An 11,468-nucleotide genomic window follows, 5' to 3' on the forward strand; every position below is an offset into this window, starting at 1 on the left:
GGGCAGGGCGTAGCGCTGGTCGATCGGGATCTTCACGGCGCCGCTCTCGACCACCGCGAACAGCTCGTCGGCCATGGCCTGCGTGCGTTCGCGCGTGGCGATGTGCGTGAACAGGGTCGGACGCGTGACGTAGTACGAGCCCTTGGCCAGCAGGCCGAGGTTGAAAGCCGTCACCGGCCCGGAGCCGTTGCCGAAGACCGCCAACAGGCCGAAGGGTCGCAGGCAGGCCAGCGAGCCTTCGAAGGTGTCCTTGCCGACCGAGTCGTAGACCACCTTGACGCCCTTGCCGCCGGTGATCTCCTTCACGCGCTCGACGAAGTTCTCGGTGCTGTAGTTGATCGCATGCGCGGCGCCGTGGGCCAGCGCCAGCTGGCACTTGGCGTCGGTACCGGCCGTGCCGATCAGCTGGAAGCCGAGCGCCTTGGCCCATTGGCAGGCGATCAGGCCGACGCCGCCGGCCGCCGCATGGAAGACGATGAAGTCGCCCGGCTGCAGGCCCTCGGCGGGCAGCGTCTTCTTGAGCAGGTACTGCGTCGTCAGGCCCTTCAGCATCATCGCGGCGCCGGTCTCAAAGGAGATCGCGTCGGGCAGCTTGCAGACGTTCTTGGCCGGCATGACGCGCAGCTCGCAATAGGAGCCGGGCGGCGCGCTGGCATAGGCCGCACGATCGCCGGCCTTCAGGTGCGTGACGCCCTCGCCCACCGCCTCCACCACGCCGGAGGCTTCCATTCCGAGCTGCAGCGGCATCGGGAACGGATTGAGGCCGCTGCGCTGGTATGTGTCGATGAAGTTGAGGCCGACCGCCTTGTGTCGGATCCGGATCTCGCCCGGGCCGGGATCGCCGACCTCGACCTCGATGATCTTGAGTTCCTCGGGACCGCCGTTGCGGTCGATGCGCACTGCCTTGCTCTTCATATGCGTCTCCTGGTCGACGTCGATCAATAGGTTCCGGGGTAGGCGCCGCCGTCGGCCAACACGTTCTGGCCCGTTACGTACGCCGCGTGCACGCTGCACAGGAACGCACAGATCGCCCCAAACTCGGCCGGCGTGCCGAAGCGGCCGGCCGGTATGGTCTTCTGCCGGCTGGCGCGGATCGCGTCGATGTCCAGGCCGGTCTTCTTGGCCGCCCCCGCCAGCGTGCCCTTGAGCCGGTCGGTGTCGAAGGCGCCCGGCAGCAGGTTGTTGAGCGTCACGCCCTTGGCTGCGAGGCCGGTGCGCGCAACGCCGGCAACGAATCCGGTGAGGCCGCTGCGGGCGCCGTTGCTGAGGCCGAGGATGTCGATCGGCGCCTTGACCGAGCTTGAGGTGATGTTGACGATGCGTCCGAAGCCGCGCGCCGCCATGCCGTCGACCGTGGCCTTGATCAGCTCGATCGGCGTCAGCATGTTGGCGTCGAGCGCCTTGATCCAGGCCTCGCGGTCCCAGTCGCGAAAATCGCCGGGCGGCGGGCCGCCGGCATTTGTGACGACGATGTCGTAGTCGGCATGCGCCGCGAAGACCGCGGCACGGCCTTCGGGGGTCGTGATGTCTGCCGCCACCTGCTTGACGAAGGGCTTGGCCGCGCTGCCCGCCGCGGTGGCCTGCAAGCTCTTTGCCGCGACTTCGAGCGCCTCGGCGCCACGCGCCACGACCACCACGTTGACGCCCTCGCGCACCAACGCTTCGGCGCAGCCGAAGCCCAGGCCCTTGCTCGCGCCGCACACCAGCGCCGTCCTGCCTGCGATTCCCAGATCCATGTTGATTCCTTCGGGCTCAACGCCCCATTCGTGTGAAGACAAAGATGCCGCTGATGACCAGCACCGTGCCGGCCGCGATCCAGGCGGTGAAGGGCTCGCCGAGCAGCAGCACCCCCATCAGGATCGTCGACATCGGCCCGACCATACCCGTTTGCGCCGCCATCGCGGGCCCGATGCGCTCGATCGCCATCATGACGGCGAGGACAGGCACGGCCGTGCACAGCGTGGCGTTGAGCACCGACAGCCAGATCACCTCGGGCGCCACCTCGAAAGCCTCGCTGATCGGCCGCAGCAGCAGGAACTGGGCGATGCACAGCAGGCAGGCCACGCTGGTTGCCAGGCCGACCAGGAGCAGCGAGCCGAGCCGCTTGACGAATTCGCCGCTGGCGACCAGGTAGATCGCATAGCTCACCGCGCTCAGGAACACCAGGAAGGCGCCCCACGCGGCCGCCGCGCTCTGGCCCAGGCTCACTTCGTGGCCGAACACCAGCAGTACGCCCGAATAGCTGATGGCCATGCCCGCGAACTGCCAACGCGTGATGCGCCGCCGGTAGACGATCCAGCCGAACAGCAGCACCAGCGTCGGATTGAGGTACAGGATCAGTCGCTCGAGGCTGGCCGTGATGTAGGCCAGCCCGGCGAAGTCGAGGAAGCTCGACAGGTAGTAGCCCGAGAAGCCGAGCCCGACCACGCCGAGCCAGTCGCGCCGCGTGAGCGCCGGCTTGCCGCGCCCGGCCCACCACGCCATGAGCGCGAACAGCGGCAGCGCGAACAGCATGCGCAGCATGATCAGAGTCACGGCATCGACGCCGTGCCGATAAGCCAGCTTGACGATGATCGCCTTGCCGCTGAAGGCAATCGCTCCGAAGGTGGCGAGCGCCAGGCCCGGCGCGAGGCTTTTGCGTGCGGCGTGCTGCGCGGTGGCCTGGCCTGGCATCGAGACGCTAGAAACCAGCCGCCAGGCCGTCGCGGCGCGCGTCGCTGGCCGCCACGTAGCCCTCCACCGCCGGATCGCCCGCACGCCAGATGAACTGGCCGGCGCCGAAGTCCTGGTAGGAATCGTTGATGACGTCGACCTTGTGGCCGAGCGCGGACAAGCCCTGCACCGTCGCCGACTCCATCGCCGCCTCGACGTTGATCTCGAGCCCGGCGTTGAAGCGCCAGCGCGGCGCATCGCAGGCCGCCTGCGGGTTCTGCTGGTAGTCGAGCATGCGCACCAGCGTCTGCATGTGGCCCTGCGGCTGCATGTTGCCGCCCATCACGCCGAAGCTCATCACCGGGGCGCCGTCCTTCGTGAGGAAGGCCGGGATGATGGTGTGGAACGGGCGCTTGCCCGGCGCCACGAGGTTCGGGCTGCCGTCCTTCAGGCTGAAGCCGTGGCCGCGGTTCTGCAGGCTGATGCCGAACTCGGGCTCGATGCAGCCCGAGCCGAAGCCCATGTAGTTGCTCTGGATGAAGCTCACCATCATGCCGCTCTCGTCGGCCGCSGTKAGGTAGATGGTGCCGCCCTTGACCGGGTTGCCCGCCTTGAAGTCCTGTGCCTTGTTCACGTCGATGAGTTTGGCACGCGAGGCCAGGTAGGCCTCATCGAGCATTTGCAGCGGTGTCACCTCCATCGACGATGGCTCGGACACATAGCGGTAGGTGTCGGCAAAGGCCAGCTTCATGGCCTCGATCTGCAGATGCTGCGAACGCACGGAGTCGACCGGGATCGCGCCGATGTCGAAATGCTCGAGGATGCCCAGCGCGATCAGTGCCGCGATGCCCTGCCCGTTCGGCGGAATCTCGTGCAGCGTGTGGCCGCGGTATTCCTGGGCGATCGGCTCGACCCATTCGGGCTTCCAGTTGGCGAGGTCGCTCGCCATCAGGCTGCCGCCGTTGGCGCTCGAGAACTTCTGCAGCGCCGCCGCGATTTCACCGCCGTAGAAAGCCTCCCCGCGGGTCGCCGCGATGGCCTTGAGGGCGCGCGCCGCGGCCGGGAAGCGGAACAGCTCGCCGACCTCGGGCGCCCGGCCCCAGGGCAGGAAGCTCTGCGCGAAGCCAGGCTGCGACTGCAGGATCGGGGTCGCCGCGGCCCACTTCTGCTGCACCACCGGCGGCATCAGGTAACCGCGCTCGGCGATCTCGACCGCCGGCGCCATGAGATCGGCGAAAGGCAGCTTGCCGAAGCGCTCCRACAACGCGACCCAGCCGCCCACCGCGCCCGGCACCGTCACCGAGTCGATGCCGCGCGTCGGCGGCGTCGCGGCGTCGGCGCCGTACTTCTTGCGGAAGTACTCGGGCGCCCAGGCCGCGGGCGCGCAGCCCGAAGCGTTGAGGCCGTGCAGCTTCTTGCCGTCCCACAGGATGCAGAAGGCGTCGCTGCCGAGGCCGTTGCTGACCGGCTCGACCAGCGTCATGACCGCGGCAGTCGCGACGGCGGCGTCGACCGCGTTGCCGCCCTGCTGCAGGATGCGCAGGCCGGCCTGGGCGGCCAGCGGGTGCGAGGTCGACACCACATTGCGGGCGAAGACCGGGATGCGGGTGGAGGTGTAGGGGTTTGCGTAGTCGAACTTCATGTCAATCGCCGGTAATTCTTCTCTCGATGATGATCTTCTTCCACTTGGTGGCGTCTTCCGCCACCATGCTCGCGAGCTGCGCCGGGGTGCTGGTGGTGGGTTCGATGCCCAGCCGTGCCAGCTTGTCGCGCACTTCCGGGTCGCTCAGCGACTGGTTGGCCGCGGTGTTGATGCGGGTCACGATATCGGCCGGCAGGCCCTTCGGGCCGTAGAGGCCGAACCAGGTATTCGACTCGAAGCCCGGCAGCACATCGGCGATCGGCGGCAGCTCCGGCGCCAGCGGGCTGCGCTTCAGCGTCGTCACGCCCAGCGCCCGCAGCCGGCCGTCGCGCACGTGCGGCATGCCGGTCGGCAGCGAATCGAACAGCACGTCGACCTTGCCGGTGATCAGGTCGGGGATCGCCAGTGCGGTGCCCTTGTACGGAATGTGGGTCACGAAGACACCGGCCTGCGCCTTGAAGAGCTCGGCCGTGAGCTGAACGATGGTGCCGTTGCCGCTCGACGCGTAGTTGAGCTTGCCGGGATTCTTCTTGGCATAGTCGATCCACTCGCGCACCGTCTTGGCCGGCGAGTTGTTGGGCACCAGCATGATGCTGGGCGCGTCGCCCACATGCGCGATCGGCGTGAAGTCGCGCACCGTGTCGTAGGGCAGCTTGGGCGTGATCGCCGGCCCGATCGAGTGGGTGCTGGTGGTGGCCAGCAGCAGCGTGTAGCCGTCAGCCGGCGCCTTGGCCGCGGCGTCGGAGCCGATCGCGCCGCCGGCACCGGGCTTGTTGTCGATGACCAGCGTGGTGCCGAGCTTCTCGCCCATCTTCTGCGACAGCGTGCGCGCGAACAGGTCGGTGGCGCCACCGGCCGGGAAGGGCACGATCAGGCGAATCGGCTTGCTTGGATAGCCTTGTGCCAGGCTGGCGGAAGACGCGGCCACGCACAGCACGGCGGCACAGGCCTGAAGGAACTGGATTCGTTTCATGAGCTGGATTTTGTCCCAGTGGAGATGAATCCGAATGCTATGCAAGGCCAGGGCATCAAGCCAGATAATCCGCTTTATCGAACTATAAACATAGCTTATGACAAGGAACTCTGCCGAAGCGATCTCTCTGCAACAGCTCAGGGCGCTGTTGGCGGTGGCCGAAACCGGCAGCTTCACCCTGGCGGCGGAGGCCCTGCAGCTCACTCAGCCGGCGATCAGCCACCTGATCAAGCGCATGGAGCACGAACTCGGGCAGCCGTTGGTGGTTCGCGGCCGCCGCATCCGGATCACCAACGCGGGCCAGATGATGGTCGATACCGCAGTGCGCGCGCTGCGCCTGATCGACGAGTCGGTCGACGCCTGCCGATCGCAGTCCGAGCTCCGCGAGGGGCGCGTGGTGCTGGCGGTAGGCCATCTCACGGCCGGCGCCCTGCTGCCGCCGCTGCTGGGTCGTTTCTCGCAGCAGCACCCGGCGCTGGCGACGGCGCTGATGGACAGCACGGCCGAGCAGATGATCTCGCGCATCCTGTCGCAGGAAGCGGACCTGGGCTTCGGCTCGGACATCGGCCAGAAGCACTCGGAGCTCGCCACCGAGGCGCTGTTCATCGAACGCATGGCACTCTTCGTGCGCGAGGACCACCCGCTGGCCCAGCGGGTGGTGATCGATGCCAGGCACCTCGATGCATTGCCCTTCATCCACGTCAATCCGGATGCCAACATCTGGCGCTCGGTCAGCCGCCAACTGTCGAGCGTGGCCAACGTGTACCCGCGCGTGGTGCACCACGTGTCGATGCTGTCGACCGCCTTCGGCCTGATCCAGGCCGGCGCCGGCGTGGCCCTGCTGCCGCGCTATGTGGAAGTCCTGATGCCCGGCAACCTGCGCGCGGTGGCGGTGACGCGCCCGAGCCTGGAGTACCCGGTGGTCGCGGTGCGGCTAGCCAAGCATCCGCTGAACCCCGCCGCCCTGGCCTTCCTCGCCATGGCCCGCCAGCATATGAAGCCGCCGCGGGCCCACAAGGCCTGAAAGAAAAAACGGCAGCCGAAGCTGCCGTTTTCTTATAGAGGATGGAGGAGGATCAGTCCTCGACGAAAGCCTCTTCGCGCTTCGACTTGACGGCCGGGAGCAACACGATGATCAGCAGCAGCAATGCCGCCGCCAGCAAGCCGGCCGAGATCGGCCGCGTCACGAAGACGATCCAGTCGCCGCGCGACAGCAGCAGCGCACGGCGCAGGTTCTCTTCCATCATCGGCCCGAGGATGAAGCCCAGCAGCAGCGGCGCCGGCTCGCATCCCAGCTTGAAAAAGGCGTAGCCGATGAAGCCGAAGGCCGCCACCATCCAGATGTCGAAGGTGTTGTTGTTGGTCGAGTAGACGCCGATCGCGCAGAACAGCACGATGGCCGGGAACAGGTACTTGTAGGGCACCGACAGCAGCTTGATCCACATGCCGATCAGCGGCAGGTTCAGGACGATCAGCATCGCGTTGCCGAGCCACATCGAGGCGATCAGGCCCCAGAACAGCTCGGGGTTGCTGGTCATTACCTGCGGGCCCGGCTGGATGTTGTGGATCGTCATCGCGCCGACCATCAGCGCCATCACCGCGTTGGGCGGAATGCCCAAGGTCARGAGCGGAATGAAGGAGGTCTGCGCGCCGGCGTTGTTGGCCGACTCGGGCGCCGCCACGCCGCGAATGTTGCCCTTGCCGAAGGGCACTTCGCCCGGATGCAGCTTGGTCTTCTTCTCTATCGTGTAGGCCGCGAAGGCCGCCAGCAGCGCACCGCCGCCGGGCAGGATGCCGAGCGCCGCGCCAAGCGCCGTGCCGCGAAGCACCGCGGGCAGCATGCGCTTGAAGTCTTCCTTGGTCGGGAACAGGCCGGACACCTTGGCGGTGAACACTTCGCGGTCTTCTTCTGGTCGCGACAGGTTGGCGATGATTTCGCCGTAGCCGAACACGCCCATCGCGATGGCGACGAAGCCGATGCCGTCGGTCAGTTCCGGGATGTCGAAGCTGAAGCGGGCCACGCCCGAATTGACGTCGGTGCCGACCAGGCCCAGCAGCAGGCCCAGCACGATCATCGCGATCGCCTTGAGCAGCGAGCCCGAAGCCAGCACCACGGCGCCGATCAGGCCCAGGATCATCAGCGAGAAATACTCGGCCGGGCCGAACTTGAAGGCCAGTTCGGTCAGCGGCGGCGCGAAGGCGGCCAGGATCAGCGTGCCGACGCAGCCGGCGAAGAAGGAGCCCAGACCCGCCGCGGCAAGCGCAGGTCCGGCCCGCCCCTTGCGCGCCATCTGGTAGCCGTCGATGACGGTCACCACCGAGGACGATTCACCGGGCAGGTTGACCAGGATGGCGGTGGTGGAGCCGCCGTACTGGGCGCCGTAGTAGATGCCGGCCAGCATGATCAGCGCCGAGACCGGCGGCAGCGCGTAAGTGGCCGGCAGCAGCATCGCGATGGTGGCGACCGGGCCGATGCCCGGCAGCACGCCGATCAGGGTGCCCAGGATACAGCCGACCAGGCAGTACAGCAGGTTGGTGAAGGTGAACGCGACACCGAACCCGAGAGAGAGGTTGTTGAGAAGTTCCATTTGCCAGTCCTCAGCCCGTGATGAAGGTGGGCCACACCTGGATTTGCAGCTTGAGCGCCCAGATGAAGGCGATGTAGCTGCCGACGGCCAGCACGGTGGACAGGATCAGCACCTTGGGCAGGTTGAACTCGCTGCCCGCCAGGCTGGAGATGATGACCAGCGCGTAGATCGCGATGATCATGCCCATCGCCGGAATGCCCACGCTCGGCAGGCCGCCGAGCAGCACGCCGAAGGCGAGGTTGGCGCCGAGGATGTAAGCCACCTGCTTCCAGGCCCACTTGCCGATCTTCTCGCCGTCCTCGGTCTCGACCGTGAGGCCAGTGAACATGATCACCAGGCCGATGACGGCCATGAGGATGCCGAGCATCAGCGGGAAGTAGCCGGGGCCCATGCGGGCGCCGTTGCCGACGTTGTAGGTCGTCGCTCCCCATGCGAAGGCGACTCCCGTAACGGCGAACATCACCCCCGAGAAGAAGTCTTTCTGACTCTTGATTTTCACGAACAGTCTCCACGAAAAAACTCGATCGGAGATTGTGTGGTCAGGTGGGAGTCAGCTTGATGTGGATTCCACCTATCGGCGATTCAGGGTAATCCCTGAATCCTATTCCAGGGGCGGTGTCGCGCTCAGCACTTCTTCGATGGTGGTCACGCCTTCCGCCACCCGCAAGGCGCCCGCCAGCCGCAGCGGCCGCATGCCGTCGACCACCGCCTGGCGGCGCAGGCCGACGAGGTTCGGCTCCTTCGTGACCAGGGCCTTGAACTCCTCGCTGATGCTGAGCAGTTCGTACAACCCCATGCGCCCCATGTAGCCGGTCATGCGGCAATCGACGCAGCCGACCGGCTTGTAGGCCCGCACCGAGCCGTTGATCTGCCAGGGCTTGACGAACTCGGCCAGCTTCTCGCGCGTGATCGACTCGTCGGGTTCCTTGCAATGCGGGCACAGTGTGCGCACGAGCCGCTGGGCCAGCACGCCGAGCATCACCGCGTTGATCAGGTAGGAGGGCACGCCGAGCTCCATCATCCGCGTGATCGCGCTCGGCGCGTCGTTGGTGTGCAGGGTGCTAAAGACCAGGTGGCCGGTGAGTGCCGCCTGCACCGCCATCTCGGCCGTGGCGAGATCGCGGATCTCGCCCACCATGATGATGTCCGGGTCCTGCCGCATCAGCGCCCGAAGGCCCTCGGTGAAGCCGAAGTCGAGCTGGTGCTGCACCTGGGTCTGGTTGAACGAGGGCTCGATCATCTCGATCGGGTCTTCGACTGTGCTGACGTTGACCTGCTCGGTGGCGACGCGCTTGAGCGTCGAATAGAGCGTGGTGGTCTTGCCGGAGCCGGTCGGGCCGGTCACCAGGATGATGCCGTGGGGCCGCGTCACCAGCTTCTCCCAGCGCTGCGCGTCGTGCTGGGCGAAGCCCAGGGCGTCGAGGTCCTTGACCGCGGTATCGGGGTCGAAGATCCGCATCACCATCTTCTCGCCGAAGGCGGTCGGCAGCGTCGACAGCCGCATCTCGACCTCGTCGCCGCGCAGGTTGCGGGTCTTGATGCGGCCGTCGAGCGGGCGCCGCTTCTCGACCACGTCCATGCGGCCCAGCAGCTTGATGCGCGCCACCATCGCGTTCATCACGCCCATCGGCATCTGGTAGGCCGGATGCAGCACGCCGTCGATGCGGAAGCGGATCACGCCCTGGTCGCGCCGCGGCTCGAGGTGGATGTCGCTGGCGCGCTGGTCGAAGGCGTACTGCCAGAGCCAATCGACCACCTGCACCACGCTCTGGTCGTTGGCGTCGAGCTGCTTGTTGCTCTTGCCGAGCTCGACCAACTGCTCGAAGCTGGCGCCGCTGGCGCCGCCGCCGGCCTTCTGCGCCGCCCGCACCGACTTGGCGAGCGAGAAGAACTCGGCCGTGTAGCGCTGGATGTCGGTCGGGTTGGCGACCACCCGGCGCACCGCGCGGCGCGACTGGCGCTCGACCTCGGCGATCCAGTCGGTCAGGAAAGGCTCGGCCGTCGCCACCACCACCTCGCTGGGCGTCACCTGAACCGGCAGCACCTTGTGCCGCTCGGCATAGGCCGCGCTCATGGTGTCGGCGACCTTGCCGACGTCGACCTTGAGCGGATCGATGCGCAGATAGGCAAGCCCGGCCCGGCCGGCCAGCCACTGCGTGAGCATCTCGAGATCGAGCGGCTTGCCGTCGCTCTCGCGCGTCATCGCGACGTTGGCCAGCCGCACCAGCGGCGCCTGGCGGCTCTCGGCCTGGGCGCAGCGCGCCAGCGTGCGCTTGGCCTCGACCGGCGAGATCAGGCCATCCTTGGCCAGCCATTCGATCAGATGGCGCAGGACCAGCGGGCCTTCGTGGCGGGCGGCATCGGCGGCGGCGGGAGGGGTGGGCAGGGCGCTCATGAACGAATCAGGTCTGCGGTTTGAACACCCGCAGCCACTTCGGTGCAGGCAGGCCCCAGCGAGTCTGGATGCTTTGCGCCCGATCGGCAAGCGCGGGACGCTTCGGACGGCTGGCGCCGGCCTGGGCCAGAACCACCGTGTTGCCCTCGCGCGTCGGCTTGAAGGCCCAGACCGCGTCGGTGCCGAAGGCGGCCGTGATCTTCTCGAGGCTGCGCTCGTAGCTCGAGGAGCGGCCGAAGAGATTGACCGTCATGGCGCCGTCCTCGGTCAGCAAGGCGCGGCAGTCGGCATAGAAGTCTTCGCTGTCGAGAACCGGTGCGGCGGCCTCGTGGTCGTAGAGGTCGACCTGCAGTGCATCGACCGTGCCCAGCCAGCGCGGCTTGCGAATCTCGGCCGCGGCATCGGCGATCACGATCTCGAGCTTGGCGTCGTCGGCCGGCAGCTTGAACCAGCCGCGGCAGGCTGCCACCACCTGCGGATTGAGTTCGATCGCGGTGGTGCGCATGCGCAGCGTCTTGCGACAGAACTTGGTCAGGCTGGCGGCGCCGAGGCCGAGCTGCATCGCATGCCGCTTGGCGACGCCCGCCGGGTCGACGAACAACAGCCAGGCCATCATGCGCTGCACGTATTCGAGCTCGATCTCGAACGGCGCGTCGAGCTTCATCGATCCCTGCACCCATTCGGTGCCCAGGTGCAGATAGCGAACGTCGCCCCAATCGGAGAAGTTGACCTCAGGAAGGGAGAGCTTCATGGAATGTCCAGATACCTTTCAAACACCTCGCGCCAGGCCTGGACCTTGCGATCGAAGCTCCAGCTCGCATTGGCCGGGCTCGACGACGGCAGCCGATGCACCGGCACCCCGATCGCCCGCGTGTGCCGCGCATGCCGGAAGCTCTCGCCGCCGTTGTGCGCGATGGCCGCGAGCCGGGGCAGCCGCAGGCTCGCGATGTCGTTCGCCACCGCCTCGCGGATCGCCGAATCGAGGCTCCCCGCGCGCTCGCAGCTGGCATACACGTCCCACACCCCCAGGCCGCGGTCGAGCAGCCAGGTGCTACGCTTTTTATAGCTATCTTCGCCCACTGGCAGCGGGTTTCCGGGCCATAGAGCCTGCAAAATTTTCCAGAAGTGATTCTGCGGGTGCGCATAATACTGCTGCTGCGCAATCGACCGGGCCCCAGGAAAGCTGCCGAGTATCAACAAGGCCGTGGTCCCGGAAAC

At 67.0% G+C, this 11,468-nt stretch carries 11 protein-coding genes; 1 reads left to right on the plus strand and 10 read right to left on the minus strand.

Annotated features, from left to right (window positions below):
* The 5 genes from AC1DY5_RS25155 to AC1DY5_RS25175 all read right to left on the minus strand — a co-directional run.
* The coding region (locus tag AC1DY5_RS25155) for a quinone oxidoreductase family protein (protein WP_478115785.1) at nt 1-915 on the minus strand (915 nt) is incomplete at its 3' end.
* A gap of 23 nt (nt 916-938) precedes the next feature.
* Nucleotides 939-1,736 (minus strand): SDR family oxidoreductase, encoded by a 798-nt coding sequence (locus AC1DY5_RS25160; protein WP_478115787.1) that lies wholly within the window; start codon nt 1,734-1,736, stop codon nt 939-941.
* A gap of 16 nt (nt 1,737-1,752) precedes the next feature.
* Nucleotides 1,753-2,673 (minus strand): DMT family transporter, encoded by a 921-nt coding sequence (locus AC1DY5_RS25165; protein WP_478115788.1) that lies wholly within the window; start codon nt 2,671-2,673, stop codon nt 1,753-1,755.
* 7 nt (nt 2,674-2,680) lie between these two features.
* Nucleotides 2,681-4,294, minus strand: a complete 1,614-nt coding sequence (locus AC1DY5_RS25170; protein ID WP_478115789.1) for a gamma-glutamyltransferase family protein — start codon at nt 4,292-4,294, stop codon at nt 2,681-2,683.
* Nucleotide 4,295: 1 nt separating this feature from the next.
* Complete coding sequence (locus tag AC1DY5_RS25175; protein WP_478115791.1) at nt 4,296-5,267, minus strand: Bug family tripartite tricarboxylate transporter substrate binding protein; 972 nt, start codon at nt 5,265-5,267, stop codon at nt 4,296-4,298.
* Between the two features lie 97 nt (nt 5,268-5,364).
* Here AC1DY5_RS25175 and AC1DY5_RS25180 point away from each other — a divergent pair, with 97 nt between their 5' ends.
* On the plus strand, nt 5,365-6,291 hold the full coding sequence (locus AC1DY5_RS25180) for a LysR family transcriptional regulator (RefSeq protein WP_478115792.1): 927 nt from the start codon (nt 5,365-5,367) through the stop codon (nt 6,289-6,291).
* 52 nt (nt 6,292-6,343) lie between these two features.
* On the opposite strand, the gene AC1DY5_RS25185 is transcribed toward AC1DY5_RS25180, so the two are convergent.
* The 5 genes from AC1DY5_RS25185 to AC1DY5_RS25205 form a co-directional block, all read right to left on the minus strand.
* Nucleotides 6,344-7,855: a tripartite tricarboxylate transporter permease gene (locus AC1DY5_RS25185; RefSeq protein ID WP_478115794.1), complete on the minus strand. Its 1,512-nt coding sequence runs from the start codon at nt 7,853-7,855 to the stop codon at nt 6,344-6,346.
* Nucleotides 7,856-7,865: 10 nt separating this feature from the next.
* Nucleotides 7,866-8,354, minus strand: a complete 489-nt coding sequence (locus tag AC1DY5_RS25190) for a tripartite tricarboxylate transporter TctB family protein (protein ID WP_478115796.1) — start codon at nt 8,352-8,354, stop codon at nt 7,866-7,868.
* Between the two features lie 102 nt (nt 8,355-8,456).
* Entirely contained in the window at nt 8,457-10,250 is a 1,794-nt protein-coding gene (gene tfpB / locus AC1DY5_RS25195) for a type IV pilus assembly ATPase TfpB (RefSeq protein WP_478115798.1), read from the minus strand.
* Nucleotides 10,251-10,257: 7 nt separating this feature from the next.
* Nucleotides 10,258-11,001: a class I SAM-dependent methyltransferase gene (locus AC1DY5_RS25200; protein WP_478115800.1), complete on the minus strand. Its 744-nt coding sequence runs from the start codon at nt 10,999-11,001 to the stop codon at nt 10,258-10,260.
* The coding region (locus AC1DY5_RS25205) for a DNA-deoxyinosine glycosylase (protein ID WP_478115802.1) at nt 10,998-11,468 on the minus strand (471 nt) is incomplete at its 5' end. The genes AC1DY5_RS25205 and AC1DY5_RS25200, both read right to left, overlap by 4 nt.

It is taken from the genome of Variovorax sp. P4_D9 (assembly GCF_056401695.1).